The organism is Candidatus Mycalebacterium sp. (assembly GCF_977828045.1).
This window is the reverse complement of the sequence record NZ_CDWCUL010000013.1, coordinates 130,020-151,554: the sequence shown is the minus strand read 5'-3', so window position 1 is coordinate 151,554 and position 21,535 is coordinate 130,020. Positions and strand designations below refer to the sequence as shown.

Here is a 21,535-nt window from a genome sequence, read left to right as displayed (position 1 = left end):
CGCTTTACAGCATTTTCTCAAAAGTTTTTTGATCTATAATCCGCACGCCCAACCGCTCCGCCTTTTTCAGTTTGGAACCGGGGTCTGCGCCTTGAACAAGACAGTCAGTTTTTGAAGATACCGACGAAGAAACAACTCCGCCCGCACCGCGTATCGCTTTTTCAATTTCAGCACGGGGTTTGCCGAACTTTCCCGTAATTACAAAGGTTTTTCCGGAAATCCCCTCTTTACCGCCGGAATCCCGCACGGGCGGGTGATTTATTTTCACTCCGAGCCGCAACATTTTATCTTTAAGCGCAACGCCCTTCGCGCAACCGGTAAAATCCGCTATTGTTTCCGCAGTTTTCGGACCAACCCCGTTGATTAAAACCAGAGTGTCTTTGCTCGCGTTGAAAAAATCGCCAACAGACTCAAACTCCGCCGCGAGCACTTCCGCGGTCTGTTTCCCCACATGACGTATTCCGAGCGCGGCTATAAAAACACCGAAACCAACCTCTTTGCTTTCATTAATCTCCCTTTCAAGTTCGAACGATGATTTTTCGGCAAAACCTTCCATATCGGCAATCCTCTCTTTTGTGAGCGAAAAAACATCAGCGATATCTTTCACAATTCCCCCTTCAACAAGAGCCGAAACCGTCTCGCGCCCGAGCCCCTTAATATCAAAAATCCCGCGAGACGCCATGTACGCTATCGCCTGCTTCAACTGCTCCGGGCAGGAAGGGTTGGCACAGATGAAATTGGCTTCGCCTTCCATTTTGGAAACCTCGCCGCCGCAGGAAGGACAGGCGGGGCAAACATTGCTCCACTTGAAGCGGGGCGGTCTGCCCGGGCGGTTTTTTTCGGAAACTTTTACGACTTCGGGGATAACGTCTCCCGCGCGTTTCACAACAACCATGTCACCGACTCGTATGTCTTTTTCCTCTATAAAATTCGCGTTGTGCAAAGACGCTCTTCTGACCGTAACGCCGCCAATGTTCACGGGCTCAAGGTCCGCAACCGGGGTTAGAATTCCGGTTCTGCCAACCTGAACTGTTATGTTTTTCAGAGTCGTTTCGCCGTGGCGGGGTTTGAATTTATAAGCGACGCACCAGCGCGGATGCTTCGCAGTTTCGCCAAGGATTTGCCGCAAGTTCATATCGTTCACCTTGATAACAACTCCATCGGCATCGTATTTCAGCGACTCTCTTTTTTCCTCCGCCTCGCCGCAGAATTTGACCGCCTCTTCAATGCCGCCGCACAGGCGGGGACCGCCTTCCATCTTAAACCCCCAATCCTCAAGCGCGCGGGACACCGCCATTTCGTCAGGCATCGGGTCGCCGCCGGACATATGCCCTATCCCCCATGCGAAAAACCTCAACGGGCGCAAAGCGGTAATTTGAGCGTCAATCTGTCGTAAAGAGCCCGCCGCCGCGTTTCGCGGATTCGCAAAAGGCACGGATTCGGAGTTTGTCATTTTACTGTTCAGTTTTTTGAAATCGTCAAGGAGTATCATTACCTCGCCGCGTATCTCAATAATTTCGGGCTTGGAAGAGCCGCCGCGAAGGGCGTGAGGCACGGATTTGATGGTTTTGATGTTTTCCGTAATGTCCTCGCCGACCGAGCCATCTCCGCGCGTGGCGGCGCGGGCGAGTTTGCCGTTTTCATACACAAGGGACGCCGAAACGCCGTCAAATTTCAGCTGCGCTACGTAAGCGGGGAGCACTTCGGTCGCTTTGGCGACCCGTGTGTCAAACGCGCGCGCCTTATTCGGACGGTCATCGGTCTCTCCGGCGGAGACGTTATCTATGCTCATCATTTTTTTCAGATGAGTTACGGGCGCGAACTGCGCGGAGGATTTGCCGCCGATTTTCCGGGACGGGGAGTCGTCTGAAACAAATTCGGGGCGCGCCCGCTCAATCTCCCGAAAACGCGACATGAGTTTGTCATATTCGGAGTCGGATATTTCAGGGCTGTCTTTCTCATAGTAGAGGCGGTTGTGTTTTTTTATGAGTTTTTTCAGTTCGTCATACTCTTTGCGAACCCGGTTTTTAGCAGAATCGGTCATTTTTATCCGCACGTTTTCAGCCAGCCGCGCAAGTCCTCAAGCGGCAGAGTGTTGAGAAAATTCTCACGCTCACACCAACCGCGTCTGGCAACCGCAACCCCGCACGCCATCGATTCAAGATGCCGGACAGCGTGAGCGTCCGTTGAGATTATAAGTTTAACTCCTTTGCGCGCCGCAATGCGCGCGTGCTCGTCTTTAAGGTCAAGACGGTCGCAGGAGGCGTTTATTTCAAGCGCCTTGCCGTTGCTCAAAGCCGCATCCGTGATTTTTTCGATATCCATCGCGCACGGCGCGCGCCGCCCGATGATTCTCGCCGTCGGGTGCCCCAGCGCATGAACAAAAGGGTTTTCAAGCGCGCGAATGACGCGTTTTGTGACAGAATCGGAATCCTGCGAAAAAGAGCTGTGAATGGAAGCCACCACAAAATCAAGTTCGGAAAGAATGTCGTCCGGATAGTCCAGGGAGCCGTCCGGCTTTATGTCAACCTCGGAGCCGCAGAAAATCTCTATGCCGTCCAGCAGAGAATTGATTTTTTTCACCTCTTCAGTTTTAAGCGCAAGCCGGTCGGCATCAAGTCCGTTAGCCACTTTTGAAGATGGAGAATGATCTGTCAGTGCGATGTATTCATACCCCTTTTCAAAAGCCGCGCGCGCCATTTCCCCGATGGAATCTCTGCCATCGCTCCAGTCGGTATGAGTGTGGAGGTCGCCCCTGATGTCCCGCAACTCAACAAGGCCGGGCAGAGCGCTTTTTTTCGCGGCCTCAATCTCTCCGCCGTCTTCCCTGAGTTCGGGAGTGATAAACTCCAAACCCAAATCGGAATATAAATCCTCTTCGCTGCGCGCCAGACGCGGGACTTTGCCTTTTTTCGCGGAAGTCAGTTTTTTCCAGTGGCTTTCCGAACCCGTCAGACGCGCGAGGTTGAAATAAAAATTTTCGGGCGGCGAGAGATAAACAACCGTTTTGATCTCAATATCTGAACTCACAACCGCTTTGGTCGTTCCGGAATCTTTCAAGCGTTCAACACTTTGCGTCCAATCCAAAGCGGAAAGGGCGTTGAAAAACCTCTTCTCATCGCCCTCAAACGACACAAGCATCTCAATCTCTGAAACGGTTTCCGTCATTCTCCTCAAGGAACCGACTGCGCTTGCGTCCAGAGCGCCGTCAATCGCGAGAACGCGCTCGCGCAAAACCCGTGCGGCGGCAAGCGCCTTGCCAAGCCCGTGAACCGAAAGATTGCTTTTGTAAAAAGCGAGAGCTTCAAGTATCGCTTCGGCTTTCTTTTTGCCTATGCCCGCGATGCCCTCTCCGGCACCTTCCAGAAGCCGCCGCTCAAGATTTTCAACGCTTTTTACTCCGGCATCGGAAAAAAGGCGCGCGGTTTTTGGTCCCATGCCCCTGATCTTGAGCATCTCAAGCATTCCTTCGCCGACTTCAGAGCGCAGTTTTCCGTGATACTCAATCGCGCCCGTATCAAAAAACTCCCGGATTTTTGCGGACAGATCCTTTCCTATGCCCTTCACGGAGGAAAAATCGCTTCCTGCTAAAAGCATTTCCGAGAGGTCCGACTCCATTTCGCTTATCAAATCGGCGGCTTTTTTATACGCTCGTATCTTGAACGGATTGGAATTCTGAATCTCAAGCATTGAGGCGATTTCCGAAAAAAGATGCGCTATTTGGCGGTTTGCGCCCATATGAAATTCCTGTGACGCCGTATATTCTATTGCCGTGCGGTCTTGTCCGCAAGATGGCAAAAAATTACTTTGAGCAATCCAATGAAAGTAACGGTTTTGGGCTGTGCGACCTCAACCGGTGTTCCGGTTCCGGGTTGCGATTGCGGCGTCTGCTCCTGCGCGGCGGAGGAAAACCTTCGCACGAGAAGCTCCGCGCTTGTGGAAACGGCGGATTTGAGTCTTCTAATAGACACCTCGCCGGATCTTAGAACGCAGGCGTTGCGCGCGAATATATCCGCGATCAGCGCGGTTTTGTACACGCATTCACACGCCGACCACACAAACGGCATAGACGATTTAAAACCGTTCACGGATTTTGGACGGAAAATAATAGATTGTTACGCAAACCCTGAAACCGCCGCGAATTTGAGGAGAAACTTCGGCTACATTTTCGGCGACGAAAGCCCGGGGGAAGTGAAACCGAACCTGCGCTTGAATGAAATTGACGGAGATTTTTCCATAGGGCAAATGCGTATTATTCCCGTGAAAATAGATCACGGCTCGTGGAAAATTCTGGGCTATAGAATTGGAAACTTCGCCTATTTGACGGACTGCAACGGAATTCCGCCCGAATCAATGAAAAAACTTGCCGGGCTTGAACTGCTTGTAATCAGCGCTTTGAGATACAGCCCTCATCCGTCCCATTTCAATCTTGAACAGACGCTTGAGCATATAGAAATCATCTCTCCGAAAAAAGCGGTTTTGACCCATATGAGTTGCAAAATGGGTTATTTTGAACTGAAGAAAAATCTTCCCGCGAATGTGGAACCCGCAAGGGACGGTGCGATTTTTGAAATTCAAAACACGGGAGGAAAAACAGGTGTCTGACATGCGTTCGCTCATAAGCGGTATTTCCGTAAAATCGGATTCAAAAATAATGATGTGCGTGCTTGACGGTCTCGGAGGACTGCCCGTGAACGGCAAAACCGAACTGCAAAGCGCGAAAACACCCAACCTTGACAAACTCGCCCGGGCGGCGTCTTGCGGTCTTCACACTCCCGTGGCGCCCGGAATAACTCCGGGCAGCGGAGCCGCGCACCTGGGGCTTTTCGGCTACGACCCGCTCTTTTTCAAAGTGGGCAGGGGCGCGGTTGAAGCCGCGGGGCTCAACATAAAAACCGGAAAAAACGATTTGGTCGCGCGCGGAAATTTCGCCACCGTTGAAACGCAAAAAAGAAAAACCGTCCTCACGGACAGAAGGGCGGGAAGAATTTCAACAAAACACAGCACCGAACTTGTCTCGCAAATATCGGCTTCGGTGAAAAAAATCGGAAACGTAAAAATAAAAATCTATCCGGGGCTTGAGCACAGATTTGTGGTCGTGTTCACTTTTCCCCATCCGGTTACGGACGCAGAGCGGATTTGCGACACGGACCCGCAGAGGGAAGGGCTTGAGGCTCCGCTTGTGGTAAAGACCGATTCGCAAAACAAAAAAACCATCGCCGCCGCGCGAACAATACAGCGGTTTTCTGAAAAAGCGCAAGAGGTTCTGGGAAACAGAAAAACCGCGAACTGCGTTCTTCTCAGAGGATTTTCCGCGCCGCCGAATCTCGAAACCTTCGGAAAAACCTATGGGCTCAAAGCCGCGTGTGTTGCGGCGTATCCGATGTATCGCGGCATAGCGCAAATCGCCGGAATGGACATAAAAAACCCGGCCGGCGGAAAAACAGAGCAAATCATCAGGCGTGCGGAGGAGATTTTCTCTGATTTTGACTTTGTTTATCTGCACATAAAATCCACCGACAGACACGGAGAGGACGGCAATTTTAAGGACAAGGCGCGCGCCATAAGCGAGTTTGACAAGTTTGTTCCGCGCCTGCTCAAACTCGCCCCGGATGTTTTGATTGTAACGGGAGACCACTCAACGCCCGCGTCCATGTCGTCTCACAGCTGGCATCCGGTTCCGCTTTTGATAAAATCACGCCACAGTATCGGCGGCAAAAGCGGTTTTAATGAAATGGACTGCCGTGCCGGAGAGTTGGGAATTATAAGAGCGGTTGAGATTATGCCGCTCGCGCTCGCTCACGCGGGGCGGCTCGCGAAATTTGGAGCTTAGTCCGTTTGTGATACAATCTGTTTTTCCCAAAGCCGAAGTGGCGGAATTGGCAGACGCGCTATCTTGAGGGGGTAGTGCCCTTGGGCGTGGGGGTTCGAGTCCCCCCTTCGGCATACAAAAAAAATTGTGATGTCCTGAATTTCAAATAGAAAACCGCGTTAACGGTTCTCTTCCACGCCTTACGGCTGTTCAGTTTGAGGGCCGGGAACGGGAAAGGTAATTACGAAAATTCTGTAAATCTCTTCGGCTTTTTCCCTGTTTCCGGTTTTTGTGTAGGCGGTTCCGAGAAGCGGAAGGACGCGCCTCGCGTGAGACGGGGTTCCAAGCGGAATCAACTTTTCAAAATAACCTATGGCTTTTTTCCACTCTTCAAGACGGAAACTGGAAAAACCCGCCATAAAAAGGGCTTCGGTTTTGAGAATGGGGTCGGGCGAGCCCGCGAGAAAATCGTCCATACGCTCGCGCGATTTTTCATCTTTCTCCATTCCGAACAGTATGGCTCCCTCGTAATACAGAGACAGTTCCGCTATCTCAAAATTCGGAAAGTCATTCCTGATTCCCCTTAAAAGTTCCAGAGAAGAATCGACCTCGCCGTTTTCATAAGCGGCAACCGCGGCGTCCATTTTGACGCTTGCCTTCACGACCTCTTTTTCGCGCGAATCAACCACAAATGCGTAAAAAAGCAGAGCCGTAACCGCGACAAATACGACTGTGGCAATGGAAAGCCAGCTCATTGACAAAACACGGTCGGAGATTTTCTCCAGAACCCCGGCCGCGTTTGAAAGTCTGCCGTCTTCGGTGGACGGGGGAGAGTCCGGAGGGATGTCGTTGTTGTTCATAGTTAAGCAGTTATTATAGTTTTTCAAGCAATGAGTGGCAAGACACAAACTGCAATAGTGTGCGCGTTTCTGGCGTGCGCGGTTTTTATTCCGGCAGGCGCGGGCGGGGAGACCGAATCCCGCTCAACGCAGGTGGTGGTCGCGTCTCTTAAAGGAACGGTGAATCCCTTCTCGGCGGATTTCATCAAAACCGCGATAGAACGCGGAGGCAGGGAAAAAGCCGAAGCGGTGGTTGTGCTTATTGACACGCCCGGCGGTTTGCTCAATTCAACAAAAGAAATAGTGCAGGACATTCTCAATTCGCCCGTGCCGGTTGTTGCTTACATTTTCCCCTCCGGTGCGACGGCGACCTCCGCGGGCACTTTTATATTTCTCGCAGCTCACATAACGGCAATGGCTCCGGGAACCAGCCTGGGCGCGGCGCATCCGGTTACGATTCAGGGTAAAGCGGAGCAGGGGAAAACTGACGAGAAAATCACAAATTTCGCCTCGTCATATATTGACAGCATCGCGCGCCAGAGAAAACGCAACAGAAAATGGGCGGTCAAGGCGGTTACGGAAAGTTCGTCCGTCACCTGGGAATACGCGGTGAAAAACAACATATCCGACCTCACCGCGCCGGACATGGACACACTGCTGAACAAAATTGACGGCATGGAAGTTAAGGCGGGCGGAAAAACCGTGAAACTTGCAACGGCGGGAGCGAAAATCCTTACGCACAAAATGACGACTCGCCAGCGAATGGGAAACATTCTCGGCTCGCCGGACATCGCTTATCTTCTTCTGTCTCTGGGCTCAATAGGGATTTTGATGGAAATATACAATCCCGGAAGTATTTTTCCGGGCGTTGTCGGAGCCATATCGCTGATACTCGCTTTCGCCGCATTGCAAATACTTCCGTTCAACTACGCCGGGCTTGGGCTTATTCTGGTGGGAACGGGGCTTATGATAGCCGAGGTTTTTGTTATAAGTTACGGGCTTCTCGCGCTTGCGGGATTGGTGTCCCTTATTGCAGGAGGGGTGTTGCTTTTTGATTCGGCACAAACGGGAGGCGTGAATGAAAAAACGCTCGCGACCGTAGGCGCGGCTTTTGTTTTGATCTTTGGAGCGGTCGCAATCTCGGTTGCGCGCTCACAGAAAACATCGGTCGCCGGCGGGGAGGGACAGGTTGCCGGAATGGAAGGCACGGTTGTTGACTGGGACAGCAACGGGGGTATAGTATTTATCGGCGGAGAATACTGGAAAGCTGAAAGTAACGCGCCGCTTTCAAAAGGAGAGCGGATTATAGTTGAGGAAAAAACAAAAGGCTTGAAAGTTAAAGTTAGACGCCGTAATTCTGAAAATTCTGCGAGTTAAAAAATGCCAATTCCTTCAATCACAACACTGGTCATAATAGGAGTTCTGCTCCTGCTGTCGGGAGCAAGAATCCTCAAAGAGTACGAAAGAGGCGTGGTTCTGCGTCTTGGGCGCGTTATCGGCGTCAAAGGGCCGGGCTTTATTTGGCTAATTCCGTTCGTTGATAAAATGACGAGAGTCAGTTTGCGCGTAATCGCAATGGACGTTCCGCCGCAGGATGTAATTACAAAAGACAACGTTTCGGTCAAGGTCAACGCCGTTTTGTATTTCAGAGTTGTTGACCCGATAAACACAATTATCAAAGTGGAAAACTACTATTACGCGACCTCTCAGCTCGCGCAGACAACGCTCAGAAGCGTATTGGGACAGGTTGAACTGGATGACCTTCTGACCGAAAGGGAAGAGTTGAACATGAAACTGCAGGAGGTTCTTGATGCTCAGACCGACGAGTGGGGAATCAAGGTTACACTTGTTGAAGTGAAGCATGTTGACCTGCCGCAGGAAATGCAGAGGGCGATGGCGAAACAGGCGGAAGCCGAAAGAGAGAGAAGGGCGCGCATCATAAGCGCCGAAGGTGAGTTTCAGGCATCTCAAAAAATCAGCGAAGCGTCTGACATACTTTCAAAAAATCCCGCTTCGCTCCAACTGCGCTTTCTTCAGGCGCTCTCAGACCTTCCGCCCGAGGGAAGCTCAACCGTAATACTGCCTCTGCCGCTTGATATTCTGAGACCTTTTCTTGAAAAAAGAAAAGATGAAACGGACACCTGACGGAAAGGCGCTTTGAAGGAAACGCCGCCCACGAGAGAAAATCATGCTTTTCGAAAAAGGAGAAATAGGAAACGACCGGCTGTCTTTTGAAGTTTCAAGAAATGCCGTGTGGCTCACGAATATATCGGAACTCGCGAAAAACACAGGGAAGTCCGGATTGCTTTCCCCTGTTTTGTTCAAAGCGGGCATTGAAAAAATGGGTGGTGAGATTTTTATTTCGGGGACTTTGAGTTTTGAACTTCTTTCACCGTGTTCGCGTTGCCTCAAGCCCGCGAAAAGCGGCGTCAGCCACGAGATAAACTCTTTTGTGCAATTGCCCGCGAACCAGAGCAAAATAGACATCTCGGACGACATGCGCGAGCAGGTCGCCATGGCGATACCCGAAAAAACGGTCTGCGCGAAAAACTGCAAAGGACTTTGCGCATCCTGCGGAGCGGACTTGAATGAAAACCCCTGCAAGTGCGAAAGACGGGAAATTGACCCGCGTCTTAAAGCGCTCAAGGAAATTAGACTGTCTTAAATTATATTTGACGAAAAAAGGAGAAAACTGTCATGGCGGTTCCAAAGAGAAAAACATCCACTTCCAAATCAAGAAAAAGAAGGACTCATTACAAAGCACAAATTCCTGCGAGTTCAATGTGCCCGCAATGCAATGAAAAAATGCATCCCCACAGGGCTTGTCCGCACTGCGGCTACTACAAGGGCAGAACTTTCATGAAATCAGAAGAGGACGGAGAAGAGCGGTAAATCGTCCGTTTCGTAAGAATAAATCAAAATGACGGCATTTGTTTTCCCGGGACAGGGTTCGCAGTATGTTGGAATGGGAAAGGATTTTTACGACAACTTTTCCGAAGCCCGTTCCGTATTTGAGAGCGCGAGCGAAGCAATAAATGAAGACATGGCGGTTTTGTGCTTCAATTCAGACGAAGAAACTTTGAGTCTCACGGCAAACGCTCAGCCGGCGATTTTGACCGTAAGCTCGGCGGCGCTCGCGGTGCTTGAGAAGGAAACGGATATGCGTCCGGACTTTGTCGCGGGGCACAGCCTCGGAGAATACTCCGCGCTCGTAGCCGCCGGGGCCATTGAATTCGCGGACGCGGTGAAAATCGTCAGAAAAAGAGGCGAGTTTATGCAAGAGGCGGTTCCCGCAGGCGAGGGCGCGATGGCTGCAATCATAGGTTTGAAAAAAGACGAGGTTGAACGGGTGTGCAAAAACTGCTCCGACGGCGGCGCCCAAAATGTTTGGCCCGCAAACTATAACTCTCCCGAACAAACCGTCATATCGGGCGGAGCGCACGAAGTGGAAAAAGCTTCTGAAATGTCGCTTGAGCGCGGCGCAAAAAGAGCCGTGCCTCTGAAAGTGAGCGCGCCTTTTCATTGCCCGCTCATGAGCCCCGCCGCGGAGAAACTCGCGCGGACGCTTGAAAGCGTCCGCATTTCAGATGTGCGCGTACCCGTCATAACAAACCTTGAGGCGGCCGCCAATACCGACCGGCAAAGAGTCAAAGGGATTCTGCTTCTGCAGATAACAAATCCGGTCAGGTGGTCTGAATCAGTTGAATATATGAAAGAGCGGAATACAAACAAGTTTATTGAAATAGGCCCCGGAAAAGCGCTTTGCGGACTTATAAAAAGAACCGTGAAAGACTCGGAAACTTTCAATCTTGAAATGACGGAGCAGTTGCATAAGATTTAGCGAAATGATTTTGGAAACGGAATTTAGCGGTAAAACCGCCCTCGTCACCGGCGCATCAAGGGGAATAGGAAGGCAGACGGCAATAGAGCTCGCCCGTAGTGGTTGCCATGTGATAGTGAACTATGTTTCAAATGCGGATGCGGCGAAGGAAACGCTTGACCTTATAGAAAAAGACGGAGGCAGCGGCGAAACAATGGGCTTTGATGTCTCCGACTACAAAGCGGTTGGCAAATCCCTTGCGCCGATTGTGAAAAAAAGCGGTATTCAAATACTCGTCAATAACGCGGGAATTACAAAAGACAAACTGTTTGTCAGAATGAGCGAGCAGGACTGGGACAAGGTTCAAAACATAAATCTCAAAGGGATTTTCAACTGCACAAAAGCCGTGGCGAGAAGAATGCTTAACGACAGATACGGAAGGATAATCAACATAACGTCAGTGGTCGGCGAAATGGGAAACCCGGGGCAGATAAATTATTCTTCGGCGAAAGCGGGAATAATAGGGTTCACCAAATCGGCGGCAAAAGAGTTTGCTTCGCGCGGCGTAACGGTCAACGCCGTCAGCCCCGGGTTTGTGGAGACTGATATAACAGCTCCAATCTCCGAAGAAATGAAGCGCATATACCTTAAATCCATTCCACTGGGAAGATACGGCAAAGCCGAAGACATAGCCGGCGCGGTGGCTTTTCTGGCGTCCGAAAGGGCGTCTTACATCACGGGCGAAGTTATAAAAATTAACGGCGGTCTTTACATTTAGTCTTAAAAAAAGATATAAAGACAAAAAATAAACTAAGGAGGACATTAAATGTCTCAAGACAAAGAAACGGAAATGGTAGGTAAAATTAAGGGCATGATAGCCCAGCAATTCGGCAAATCCACCGATGAGATTGAACTGGAACAGTCATTCATTGACGACCTGGGAGCGGATTCCCTTGATCTGGTTGAACTCGTTATGACGATAGAGGACGAATTCGGAATTGAGATTCTGGACGAAGACGTTGAGAAAATTATCACCGTTCAGGACGCGGTTAGTTTCATAAAGGAAAAGCAGGGCGATGGCGCGTAGGGTCGTCATAACCGGCATAGGCCTTATAACTTCGCTCGGTATCGGGCACAAAGAAACCTGGGATGGCATATGCGCCGGCAAAAGCGGCGTTGGGACAATAACGCGCTTTGATGCCTCAGACCTGAAAACGCAAATAGCGGGCGAAGTCAAAGGGTTCAGTCCCGGAGACTTCATGAGCGAGCGCGAAGCCCGCAGAGACGACCCTTTTATTCAGTACTCAATCGCCGGTACAAAACTCGCGCTTGAAGACGCGGGGCTTGAAATCACAGATGAACTTGCTCCGAAAGTCGGAATCATTATCGCTTCGGGAATCGGCGGAACTACAACCTACTGCAAGATGGTGCGGACTCTTGACGAAAAGGGTCCCGGCAGGGTTTCACCATTTTTCATTCCGAATGTGGTAACAAACATGGCGGCGGGATACGGGTCCATCAAATTCAACGCGAAGGGGCCGAACTGCAGCACCACAACGGCGTGTGCCGCAAGCGGGCACTCGATTTCTCTGGCAGCGATGCTGATTAAAAACGGAGATGCCGAAGCCATGATAGCGGGCGGAAGCGAAGCGCCGCTTGTTCCTCTCACGGTTTCGGGATTTAATGTCATAAAAGCGCTGTCAACACGCAATGACGACCCCGAAACGGCATCAAGACCCTTTGATGTTGACAGAGACGGCTTTATTCTCTCCGAAGGAGCCGGAACGGTAATTCTGGAAGAGTTTGAATTCGCAAAGGCGCGCGGAGCGGAAATATACGCCGAAGTGCTTGGCTCCGGAATGAGCGGAGACGCACACCACATCACGGCTCCGTCTCTTGACGGGCCCGTAAGATGCGTGGAAATGGCGCTTAGAAATTCGGAGCTCAATCCTCAGGACATTGACTACATCAACGCCCACGGCACATCAACAAAACTTAACGACTCCAACGAGACCGCCGCGATAAAAAGCGTTTTCGGCGACAAAGCGTATGACATTCCCATCAGTTCCACTAAATCAATGACAGGACACATGCTTGGAGCGAGCGGAGCCGTTGAAGTGTCTTTGTGCGCTCTGGCAATTAAAAATTCAGTGATTCCCCCAACTATGAATCTTTTCAACAAAGACCCCGAGTGCGACCTTGACTATGTGCCCAATGAGGCGCGGGAAGCAAAACTGAAAACCGTACTCTCAAACTCATACGGTTTTGGCGGCACAAACTCCGTAATCGCGCTCAGACGGGTTGACTGACAGGTTCCCCGCCCGGAAGTGAGAAAATGCAGGACAAATTCAAAACACTTGAAGAGATGGAAGCGGACGGTAAAAAATTCCTTATTTACTCTCTGCGCAAACTGGAGGAAAATCTCGGAAAAAAAATCGGCAAACTTCCGTTCTCCATAAAAATTCTTCTGGAAAATGCGCTCAGAAACTATGACGGCAAAACCGTTACCGAAGACCATGTGCGCGCCATCTCGGAATGGAAGGGCGGAAAGCCCGCGTGCGAAATTCCCTACAAGCCCGCAAGGGTGATTCTGCAGGATTTTACGGGCGTTCCGTGCGTGGCGGATCTGGCGTCAATGCGCTCGGCGGTCAGCGGAATTGAAGGTGCGGACTATTCGCGAATAAATCCGGTCGTGCCCGTGGATTTGGTAATAGACCATTCCATACAGGTTGATTTCTTCGCCGGAAAGGACTCGTTTTCCAAAAATGTTGAGATTGAATACGAAAGAAACGGCGAACGATACCAGTTTTTGAAATGGGCACAGAACTCTTTTGACAATTTCCGGGTCGTTCCGCCGGGAACGGGAATAGTGCATCAGGTTAATCTTGAATGTCTGGCGGATGTTGTCGCTTCGGGCGAAAAGGACGGGAAAACATTCGCCTATCCCGACACTCTGGTCGGGACGGATTCCCATACGACGATGATTAACGGCCTGAGTGTGCTCGGCTGGGGAGTTGGCGGAATAGAGGCCGAAGCGTGCATGCTCGGGCAGCCGCTTTATATGCTCACGCCCGAAGTTATAGGTTTCAAAATCACCGGACAACCCTCTGACGGCATCACGGCGACCGACGTCGTTCTCACCGTTACGGAGATGCTCAGGCAAAAAGGGGTTGTCGGAAAATTTGTTGAATTCTACGGCGACGGGCTGTCGCAACTATCGCTCGCGGACAGAGCCACAATAGCAAACATGGCGCCCGAATATGGCGCGACCATGGGATTTTTCCCCACGGACTCGGAAACCTTGCGCTATATGAACTCAACCGGCAGGGGAAACCGCACAGAGTTGATTGAAAAATACGCAACCGCGCAAATGCTTTTCAGGAAAACCGGCGAAGACCCTGAATACACCGACACGCTTGGGCTTGACATCGCAACTGTCGTGCCCTCGGTCGCGGGTCCCGACAGGCCTCAGGACAGGGTCGCGCTCAGCAATTTGAAAACCTCGTACGGGAAAAGCATCAGCGAGAAAACGGACGGCACAAGCGCGGGCAAAATAAGCATTAAAATCAAAAACGAAAGCCACGACATTAAAGACGGCTCGGTTCTCATCGCGGCGATTACGAGCTGCACAAACACCTCCAACCCGTCCGTTATGGCGGCGGCGGGCCTGCTCGCGAAAAAGGCGGTTGAAAGGGGTTTACAGGTGAAGCCCTATGTAAAAACAAGCCTCGCGCCCGGCTCGCGGGTCGTTACGGACTACCTCTCCGCGGCCGGATTGCTTGAGCCTCTTGAAGCGCTCGGATTTCACCTTGTCGGATACGGATGCACAACCTGCATCGGCAACAGCGGGCCGCTTCCGCGCGAAGTTGAAGACGGAATCAAAAAAGGAAACCTGACCTGTGCGTCCGTTTTGAGCGGCAACAGAAACTTTCAGGGCAGAATTCATCCGCTCATAAAATTCTCCTATCTCGCATCCCCGCCACTTGTGGTCGCTTTCGCTCTCGCCGGAACCGTGGATACGAACATTCTGTCCACCCCGATTGGCAAAGACAAAAACGGCGGCGAGGTCTATCTCAAAGACATCTGGCCCGGTCAGGATGAGATAAACAAAACTGTTTCGGACGCCATCAGCCCGGAAATGTTCAAGCAGCAGTATTCGCGCGTTTTTGAAGGCGACGACATGTGGTCGGATCTTGCGGCTCCAAAAAGCCCGATTTACGAATGGGATGAAAAAATCTACATACATACAAAATCCGCCTTTCTTTGAAAACTTCTCCTTGAACGGCGCGGTGGAGACGCGTCCGCAAAGCATAGAAGGGGCGAGGGCGCTTGCGGTTCTGGGAGATTCGGTAACAACAGACCACATTTCGCCGGCGGGCGTAATTCAGCCGGACGGACCGGCGGGCAAATACCTGATTTCAAAAGGCGTTGAAAAAAAACACTTCAACAGTTTCGGAGCGCGGCGCGGAAACCATGAAGTCATGATGAGGGGAACTTTCGCAAACATCAGGATAAAAAACCTTATGATTCCCGGAACAGAGGGCGGATACACGATGCATATTCCGTCCGGAGAGCAGATGGCAATTTACGATGCGGCGGACAGATATATGAACGATGGAACGCCTCTCATAGTCATCGCCGGAAAAGAATACGGAACCGGCAGTTCGCGCGACTGGGCGGCGAAGGGAACGGCTCTTCTGGGAGTAAAATGCGTAATAGCGGAAAGTTTTGAGAGAATACACCGCAGCAATCTGGTCGGAATGGGCGTTCTCCCCTTGCAATTCAAAGAAGATGAAAACGCTCAAACTCTTTCCCTAACGGGTTTTGAAACCTTCTCCATAGAAGGGCTTTCAGGTGAAATCACACCCGGGCAGGAATTCCTTATAAAGGCGAACGGAGAGAGCGGAAAGAAAAACTTTTCCACAATTTGCCGTCTGGACAGCCCCGTTGAAGTGGAATACTATAACAACGGCGGAATACTTCAGACAGTAATTAAGCAAATGATTTAACTTCTGTTTATTTGTTTTTACTACGGCTGTTTGTTATTATTCAGCGGGTATTGAGCGGCGCACTAAGAGAGTTGAAGCGCCATTGCAAGGGAGAGTGGTGCACCTATAGTGTTGAAGAAAAAAAAGAGCGACAAATACTTTGAGCCGTTTCCCGTCCGTTGGAAAATCGGACAGAGACTAAGTGATTTAAGCAAATGGCTTATAGCCGCGCTCGTGCTTGCGGCGGTGTGCGTTACGGGGCTTGTCGTAGTATTCCTTTCCCAGCACACCCCGAAAAACAGCCTTACAGATATAACCTTCATTCGTGACGCGACCCACCGACAGGTTGAAACCGCGGTCAGAAAGGGGGCGGACGTTAACGGAAGGGACGAGCGGGGCAATTCGCCTCTTATTATTACCGCCATGGCAAGGCAGGATGTGGAAAGTTTCCTTACTCTGATACAAAACGGGGCGGAGATTAACGCAAGAAACAATGAAGGCAAAACCCCGCTTATGATAGCGGCGGAAGTAAATCCGAACCTTGAAGTTATTCGCGCTCTGATAGAGAACGGAGCCAATATAAGGTCCCGAACCCCTAACGGTGAAACCGCGCTTATGTTCGCGGCGTGGAACAACGTAAACGAAAAGATAGTTGAGACTCTTATAGAAAAAGGAGCCAACGCCAATGAGGTTGACATCAACGGTGAAACCGCGCTTATGAAAGCGGCATGGAACAACGCAAACGAAAAAGTAATCCTCGCGCTTGTGCAAAACGGAGCGGACCCCAACATAACGGGGTTTGACGGAAAAACGCCTCTGCTGAAAGCGGCGTGGAACAGCACAAACCCCGAAGTCGTGGTCGCTCTCATAAAAAACGGTGCGAACCCGCATAAAACGGACAGGGAAGGGAAAAAAGCGATAGACCTTCTTCTGGAAAACGAACACCTCAAAGATTCAAAGGCGTATTGGGAACTCAAACAGGTGGATTTTTAGAAACCAGACGGCTTAAAACCGCCTTGCCTCCGTTGACAACAACCCCTCGCGCAATTATTATTCCCCGAACCGAAAGACTGCTTTCGGACACTTCATTTTCGTAATCTAGGGAGAAGAAACATATGCCTCAAGGAAAAATAATAAGCATCAAAGAGGGAAAACTGCAAGTTCCCGACAACCCCGTAATTCCCTTCATTGAAGGGGACGGAACAGGACCTGATATCTGGAAATCTTCCCAACATGTGTTTGATTCGGCGGTTGAAAAAGCATACGGCGGAAAGAAAAAAATTGACTGGTTTGAACTGCTGGCCGGAGAAAAAGCGTTTAACGAAACCGGAAACTGGCTTCCGGACGAAACCATTGCGGGTTTTAGAAAATATCTCGTGGGAATCAAGGGGCCTCTCACAACCCCGATTGGCGGAGGCATAAGAAGCCTCAATGTGGCGCTCAGGCAAATGCTTGACCTTTACGTCTGTCTGCGTCCGGTGAGATGGTACGAAGGGGTTCCAAGTCCGGTCAAAAATCCTCAAGATGTTGACATGGTGATTTTCCGCGAAAACTCCGAAGACATCTATGCGGGAATTGAATGGAAAGCTCAAACTCCGGAAGCGAAAAAAATCATCGATTTTATGCGGGACGAGATGGGAGTTGAAAAAATCCGTTTTCCTGAAACTTCGGGAATTGGAATCAAACCGGTTTCACAGGAAGGAACAGCCCGCCTGGTGCGTGCCGCAATTCGCTACGCCCTGGAGCATGGACGCAAAAGCGTCTGCTTTGTTCACAAGGGCAATATAATGAAATTTACCGAAGGCGCTTTCAAAGACTGGGGCTTTGAGGTGGCGGTCTCAGAATTCCGCGACCAGACCGTAACCGAGAGGGAAAGCTGGATTCTGGACAACAAGGACAGGGACACAGAAATCAGCACCGAAGACAACGCGAAACAAATAGACCCCGGATACAGCATGATGACCGAAACGCAAAAAGCTGATTTGTGCAGTGAAGTGGAGAACGTTGTCAATTCAATCTACGATTCGCACGGGGGCGGCGCATACAAGAAAAAACTGCTGGTTAGAGACACCATTGCAGACATAACTCTCCAGCAGGTTCTCACAAGAGCCAAAGAATTTGAGGTCATCGCGACCATGAACCTCAACGGAGACTATCTGTCAGACGCTCTTGCCGCGCAGGTCGGGGGAATAGGAATTGCTCCGGGGGCGAACATAAACTACGAAACGGGGCACGGAATTTTTGAGGCGACCCACGGAACAGCTCCAAAATACGCCGGGCAGGACAAGGTGAATCCCAGTTCGGTAATCCTTTCGGGAGTTATGATGTTCCGCCATCTCGGCTGGGACGAAGCCGCCGACCTTATTGAGAAAGGCATGGCGGAGTCAATCAGGAAGAAAACCGTAACCTACGACTTTGAGCGTCTTATGGACGGGGCAACCCTCCTGAAATGCAGTGAATTCGGCAACGCCATAGTCGAGAACATGGGTTAAACTAAACCCCGGAAGGCAAATATGGCCAGGCAGAAAGTTTCCATCATAGGCGGAGGTAATGTCGGCGCGACTGCGGCTCTGAGAATTGCCGAGGCTGAAATCGCCGATGTCGTAATCGTTGACATAGTTGAGGATATGCCGCAGGGCAAAGCGCTGGACATTTCGCAGATGTGCGCGGTTCTGGGGGTTGACGTAAAAGTCTGCGGAAGCAATGAATACGATGAAACGGCCGGTTCGGACATCATAATCATCACTTCGGGCCTCGCGAGAAAGCCGGGAATGAGCAGAGATGACCTGCTTGCCACAAACACAAAAATTATCCGCCAAGTCGTTAAAGCGGCGGTGAAAAAATCCCCGAAAGCAATTCTTATCCTTGTAACAAACCCGCTTGACGCCATGGTTTACGCGGCTTACAAAACAAGTGGTTTCCCCAAACACAGGGTGATGGGAATGGCGGGTGTTCTGGATTCGGCGCGCTTCAAAACCTTCATAGCGGAAGAGCTGGGTGTTTCGGTGGAAAACATAGACGCGTTTGTGCTTGGCGGGCATGGAGACGATATGGTTCCGCTCGCACGCTACACAACGGTTTCGGGCATACCTCTTACGGATATTCTTCCGAAGAAAAAAATAAAGGCCCTTGTGGACAGAACCCGCAAGGGCGGTGCGGAAATTGTCAGACTGCTTAAAACAGGAAGCGCTTTCTACGCACCGGGAGCGTCCGCGGCTTTGATGGCCGAAGCCATAATCAAAGACAAAAAACAGATTCTTCCGTGCTGTGTGCTCGCCGAGGGCGAATACGGCATCAAAGGAATGTTCGTCGGGCTTCCGGTAAAACTTGGCGCGGGCGGCGCGGAAGAAATAGTTGAAGTGGACCTTACGAAAACCGAAGCCAAAGAGTTGAAAACTTCAATCGCAAGCGTGAAAGAGTTGTGCGATAAAATTGATAAAATAAAGGAATAATCAATGCCATCGGTCGCGAAAAAAATTCTCAACGCACTCACGGGCATCGGACTTGTCTCATTTCTTGTAGTCCACCTTCTGGGCAACTTGACGCTTTTCAGCGATGACTCACAGCTTTTCAACATCTACGCCAAATACCTTCACGACCTCGGCTGGCTTCTCACGGTAACTGAAATAGGGTTGCTTGCGCTGTTCGCCGCTCACATAATAACCTCTATCGTTATCACAATTTCCAACAGAAAAGCGCGCGCCGGAAAATATGAAGCGGGATTAAAAGGCAGAGCGACCGCCACAAACCCCGCGGTTTCAAGAAATATGATCTACACGGGCATACTGCTCGGAGCGTTTGTCGTGTGGCATGTTTTGTCTTTCCGGTTCGGCCCCGGAATCGCCGAAGGATACGCAACCGTGATTGACGGTGAAGTGGCAAGAGACCTTCACGCGCTTGTTTACGATTTTTTCAGTAGCCATCTCAACGTGGCTCTCTATATGGCGGCGATGATTTTTCTGGGCTTCCATCTGCGCCATGGATACTGGAGTGCGTTTCAGTCGCTGGGAATGACGAACAAAAAATATATGTCTTTTGTAACTGTGGCGGGATACTTGATGGCAGTTGTTCTGGCGGCGGGCTTTCTCGTGATACCGTTGTGGGTGCACATCGCCGGGCGCGGAGGATAAAAAACAAAATTGTCTCTTAACGCAAAAATTCCCGAAGGCGCGCTTGAAGACAAGTGGACAAAATACAAATCCACCGTGCCTCTGGTTAATCCCGCGAACAAACGCGGGTTCAAAGTCATTGTGGTCGGCAGCGGGCTCGCCGGAGCGTCCGCGAGCGCGGCTCTGGCGGAGCTGGGATACAAAATAACAAACATCTGCATACAGGATTCTCCGAGAAGGGCGCACAGCATAGCCGCGCAGGGCGGAATTAACGCCGCGAAAAACTACCAGAATGACGGAGACAGCATCTGGCGTCTTTTTTATGACACAATCAAAGGCGGGGACTACAGGGCGAGAGAGGCAAATGTTCACCGCCTCGCGGAGATCAGCGCGGGGATTATAGACCAGTGCGTCGCACAGGGCGTTCCGTTCGCCAGAGACTACGGAGGACTGCTTGAAAATCGCTCTTTCGGGGGCGCTCAGGTGTCCAGAACTTTTTACGCGCGCGGACAGACCGGGCAGCAATTGCTCATAGGCGCATATGGCGCGCTTATGCGGCAGGCGGACAAGGGAAATGTTGAGATTTTTCCGATGAGGGAGATGCTTGATCTTGTCGTCATCGGAGGCGCGGCGCGCGGAGTGGTGTGCAGAAATCTCGCCACCGGCGAAATAGAATCATACGAGGCGGATGCGGTTGTTCTCGCGACCGGCGGATACGGCAACATCTACTACCTTTCCACAAATGGCAGAAATTCAAACGCGACCGCGGCATGGCGCTGCCACAAAAAGGGCGCGCTGTTCGCCAATCCGTGTTTTACGCAAATTCACCCCACATGCATTCCCGTGTCGGGAGACCATCAGTCAAAATTGACGCTTATGAGCGAAAGCCTGCGCAATGACGGAAGGGTGTGGGTTCCAAAAAACAAGGACGACAAACGAAGCCCTGACCAAATCCCCGAAAACGAGAGGGACTACTACCTTGAGAGAAGATACCCCGCCTACGGAAATCTTGTGCCGAGAGACGTGGCTTCAAGAGCCGCCAAAGCGATATGCGATGAGGGACGGGGAGTGGGCAAAACAGGGCTCTCGGTCTATCTGGATTTCGCGTCCGCGATAGAGCGCCTCGGGCAGGCGGCGGTCAAGGAAAAATACGGCAACCTTTTTGACATTTATAACAAAATCACGGACGAAAACCCCTACGAGGTTCCGATGAGAATCTATCCCGCGGTTCATTACTGCATGGGCGGACTGTGGGTTGATTACGGACTGATGAGCACAATTCCGGGACTGTTTGTTCTCGGAGAGGCGAATTTTTCAGACCACGGAGCAAACCGGCTCGGCGCGAGCGCGCTTATGCAGGGGCTCGCGGACGGATATTTTGTCATTCCCTATACAATAGGCGAATACTTTGCCGGCGCGGACTTGCCGAACACCGGCGCCGATGCGGACGAATTCAAGCAAGCCGCCGAATCTGTCCGGCAAAGTACGGACAAAATGCTCTCAATCAAAGGAAACAAAACAGTGTTGGAGTTCCACCGCGAGCTCGGAAAAATCATGTGGGACTATGTGGGAATGTCCAGAAGCAAAGACGGCTTAAACCACGCGCTTGCCGAAATACCCAAACTCAAAGAGGAGTTTCGGAGCAATGTCAAAATCCCTGAAGGCGCGGACACGATAAACAAAAACCTTGAAATGGCGGGCAGGGTTGCGGATTTTTTTGAACTCGGCGAACTGATGGCGAAAGACGCGCTTGAAAGAGAGGAATCGTGCGGCGGACATTTCAGGGAGGAATACCAGACCGAAGAGGGCGAAGCGTTGCGCGATGATGAAAAATACGCCTATGTTGCCGCATGGAAAAACAATCCGGACGGAAGTCCGGAGATTCAGAAGGAAACTCTGGACTTTGAGTTTGTGAAACCGTCAACGAGGAGTTACAAATAAACCGTTCCGATGTCTGAAAACTCTAA

Annotated in this window: 18 protein-coding genes, 1 tRNA gene and 1 pseudogene; 17 read left to right on the top strand and 3 right to left on the bottom strand. The window is 51.0% G+C overall.

Features of this window, described 5'->3' with window-relative positions; all coding sequences use genetic code 11:
• Positions 1–4: 4 nt before the first annotated feature.
• Together ligA and polX are read right to left on the bottom strand one after the other, a co-directional pair.
• The gene (ligA, locus tag ACY430_RS04940) at positions 5–2,044 is read right to left on the bottom strand and encodes an NAD-dependent DNA ligase LigA (RefSeq protein WP_462137771.1); all 2,040 of its coding nucleotides are present in this window, start codon (positions 2,042–2,044) and stop codon (positions 5–7) included.
• Positions 2,045–2,046: 2 nt separating this feature from the next.
• Positions 2,047–3,738, bottom strand: coding sequence for a DNA polymerase/3'-5' exonuclease PolX (polX, locus tag ACY430_RS04935; protein WP_462137770.1), 1,692 nt, complete (start codon positions 3,736–3,738; stop codon positions 2,047–2,049).
• An 81-nt stretch (positions 3,739–3,819) separates the two neighbouring features.
• Here polX and ACY430_RS04930 point away from each other — a divergent pair, with 81 nt between their 5' ends.
• The 3 genes from ACY430_RS04930 to ACY430_RS04920 all read left to right on the top strand — a co-directional run bounded on the left by ACY430_RS04930 (position 3,820) and on the right by ACY430_RS04920 (position 5,946).
• Positions 3,820–4,605 (top strand): MBL fold metallo-hydrolase, encoded by a 786-nt coding sequence (locus ACY430_RS04930; RefSeq protein WP_462137769.1) that lies wholly within the window; start codon positions 3,820–3,822, stop codon positions 4,603–4,605.
• 1 nt (position 4,606) lies between these two features.
• Positions 4,607–5,833, top strand: coding sequence for a 2,3-bisphosphoglycerate-independent phosphoglycerate mutase (locus tag ACY430_RS04925; RefSeq protein WP_462137805.1), 1,227 nt, complete (start codon positions 4,607–4,609; stop codon positions 5,831–5,833).
• 31 nt (positions 5,834–5,864) lie between these two features.
• A tRNA-Leu gene (locus ACY430_RS04920) sits at positions 5,865–5,946 on the top strand.
• 66 nt (positions 5,947–6,012) lie between these two features.
• On the opposite strand, the gene ACY430_RS04915 is transcribed toward ACY430_RS04920, so the two are convergent.
• Positions 6,013–6,672: a tetratricopeptide repeat protein gene (locus ACY430_RS04915; protein WP_462137768.1), complete on the bottom strand. Its 660-nt coding sequence runs from the start codon at positions 6,670–6,672 to the stop codon at positions 6,013–6,015.
• A 30-nt stretch (positions 6,673–6,702) separates the two neighbouring features.
• Here ACY430_RS04915 and ACY430_RS04910 point away from each other — a divergent pair, with 30 nt between their 5' ends.
• From ACY430_RS04910 to ACY430_RS04845, 14 genes and pseudogenes are all read left to right on the top strand, one after another.
• Positions 6,703–8,028 carry an NfeD family protein gene (locus ACY430_RS04910; RefSeq protein WP_462137767.1) on the top strand — a complete coding sequence of 442 codons (1,326 nt, stop codon included), beginning with the start codon at positions 6,703–6,705 and terminating at the stop codon, positions 8,026–8,028.
• Positions 8,029–8,031: 3 nt separating this feature from the next.
• A complete protein-coding gene (locus ACY430_RS04905) occupies positions 8,032–8,796 on the top strand; it encodes a slipin family protein (protein WP_462137766.1) in 765 nt (254 codons plus the stop codon).
• 43 nt (positions 8,797–8,839) lie between these two features.
• The gene (locus ACY430_RS04900) at positions 8,840–9,316 is read left to right on the top strand and encodes a YceD family protein (protein ID WP_462137765.1); all 477 of its coding nucleotides are present in this window, start codon (positions 8,840–8,842) and stop codon (positions 9,314–9,316) included.
• A gap of 32 nt (positions 9,317–9,348) precedes the next feature.
• Positions 9,349–9,543: a 50S ribosomal protein L32 gene (rpmF, locus tag ACY430_RS04895; protein WP_462137764.1), complete on the top strand. Its 195-nt coding sequence runs from the start codon at positions 9,349–9,351 to the stop codon at positions 9,541–9,543.
• Positions 9,544–9,565: 22 nt separating this feature from the next.
• Positions 9,566–10,492, top strand: coding sequence for an ACP S-malonyltransferase (fabD, locus tag ACY430_RS04890; protein ID WP_462137804.1), 927 nt, complete (start codon positions 9,566–9,568; stop codon positions 10,490–10,492).
• Between the two features lie 4 nt (positions 10,493–10,496).
• Positions 10,497–11,249: a 3-oxoacyl-[acyl-carrier-protein] reductase gene (fabG, locus tag ACY430_RS04885; protein ID WP_462137763.1), complete on the top strand. Its 753-nt coding sequence runs from the start codon at positions 10,497–10,499 to the stop codon at positions 11,247–11,249.
• Between the two features lie 48 nt (positions 11,250–11,297).
• Positions 11,298–11,558 carry an acyl carrier protein gene (gene acpP / locus ACY430_RS04880; RefSeq protein ID WP_462137762.1) on the top strand — a complete coding sequence of 87 codons (261 nt, stop codon included), beginning with the start codon at positions 11,298–11,300 and terminating at the stop codon, positions 11,556–11,558.
• The gene (fabF, locus tag ACY430_RS04875; RefSeq protein WP_462137761.1) at positions 11,548–12,780 is read left to right on the top strand and encodes a beta-ketoacyl-ACP synthase II; all 1,233 of its coding nucleotides are present in this window, start codon (positions 11,548–11,550) and stop codon (positions 12,778–12,780) included. The genes acpP and fabF overlap by 11 nt, the downstream gene beginning before the upstream one ends.
• Positions 12,781–12,806: 26 nt before the next feature.
• A pseudogene (gene acnA, locus ACY430_RS04870) lies at positions 12,807–15,480 on the top strand (aconitate hydratase AcnA).
• Positions 15,481–15,588: 108 nt separating this feature from the next.
• The gene (locus tag ACY430_RS04865) at positions 15,589–16,452 is read left to right on the top strand and encodes an ankyrin repeat domain-containing protein (protein WP_462137760.1); all 864 of its coding nucleotides are present in this window, start codon (positions 15,589–15,591) and stop codon (positions 16,450–16,452) included.
• Between the two features lie 122 nt (positions 16,453–16,574).
• On the top strand, positions 16,575–17,951 hold the full coding sequence (icd, locus tag ACY430_RS04860; protein ID WP_462137759.1) for an NADP-dependent isocitrate dehydrogenase: 1,377 nt from the start codon (positions 16,575–16,577) through the stop codon (positions 17,949–17,951).
• 21 nt (positions 17,952–17,972) lie between these two features.
• Positions 17,973–18,911, top strand: coding sequence for a malate dehydrogenase (gene mdh, locus ACY430_RS04855; RefSeq protein WP_462137758.1), 939 nt, complete (start codon positions 17,973–17,975; stop codon positions 18,909–18,911).
• A gap of 3 nt (positions 18,912–18,914) precedes the next feature.
• The gene (locus ACY430_RS04850; protein WP_462137757.1) at positions 18,915–19,589 is read left to right on the top strand and encodes a succinate dehydrogenase cytochrome b subunit; all 675 of its coding nucleotides are present in this window, start codon (positions 18,915–18,917) and stop codon (positions 19,587–19,589) included.
• 9 nt (positions 19,590–19,598) lie between these two features.
• Positions 19,599–21,509, top strand: a complete 1,911-nt coding sequence (locus ACY430_RS04845; RefSeq protein WP_462137756.1) for a fumarate reductase/succinate dehydrogenase flavoprotein subunit — start codon at positions 19,599–19,601, stop codon at positions 21,507–21,509.
• Positions 21,510–21,535 lie beyond the last annotated feature (26 nt).

Coding starts and splice junctions, on each gene's coding strand:
- ACY430_RS04900 (WP_462137765.1), top strand. CDS start 8,840: ATGCTTTTCGAAAAAGGAGAAATAGGAAACGACCGGCTGTCTTTTGAA.
- ACY430_RS04910 (WP_462137767.1), top strand. CDS start 6,703: ATGAGTGGCAAGACACAAACTGCAATAGTGTGCGCGTTTCTGGCGTGC.
- ACY430_RS04905 (WP_462137766.1), top strand. CDS start 8,032: ATGCCAATTCCTTCAATCACAACACTGGTCATAATAGGAGTTCTGCTC.
- ligA (WP_462137771.1), bottom strand. CDS start 2,044: ATGACCGATTCTGCTAAAAACCGGGTTCGCAAAGAGTATGACGAACTG.
- ACY430_RS04850 (WP_462137757.1), top strand. CDS start 18,915: ATGCCATCGGTCGCGAAAAAAATTCTCAACGCACTCACGGGCATCGGA.
- fabG (WP_462137763.1), top strand. CDS start 10,497: ATGATTTTGGAAACGGAATTTAGCGGTAAAACCGCCCTCGTCACCGGC.
- ACY430_RS04930 (WP_462137769.1), top strand. CDS start 3,820: ATGAAAGTAACGGTTTTGGGCTGTGCGACCTCAACCGGTGTTCCGGTT.
- mdh (WP_462137758.1), top strand. CDS start 17,973: ATGGCCAGGCAGAAAGTTTCCATCATAGGCGGAGGTAATGTCGGCGCG.
- ACY430_RS04915 (WP_462137768.1), bottom strand. CDS start 6,672: ATGAACAACAACGACATCCCTCCGGACTCTCCCCCGTCCACCGAAGAC.
- acpP (WP_462137762.1), top strand. CDS start 11,298: ATGTCTCAAGACAAAGAAACGGAAATGGTAGGTAAAATTAAGGGCATG.
- rpmF (WP_462137764.1), top strand. CDS start 9,349: ATGGCGGTTCCAAAGAGAAAAACATCCACTTCCAAATCAAGAAAAAGA.
- ACY430_RS04925 (WP_462137805.1), top strand. CDS start 4,607: ATGCGTTCGCTCATAAGCGGTATTTCCGTAAAATCGGATTCAAAAATA.
- fabF (WP_462137761.1), top strand. CDS start 11,548: ATGGCGCGTAGGGTCGTCATAACCGGCATAGGCCTTATAACTTCGCTC.
- icd (WP_462137759.1), top strand. CDS start 16,575: ATGCCTCAAGGAAAAATAATAAGCATCAAAGAGGGAAAACTGCAAGTT.
- polX (WP_462137770.1), bottom strand. CDS start 3,738: ATGGGCGCAAACCGCCAAATAGCGCATCTTTTTTCGGAAATCGCCTCA.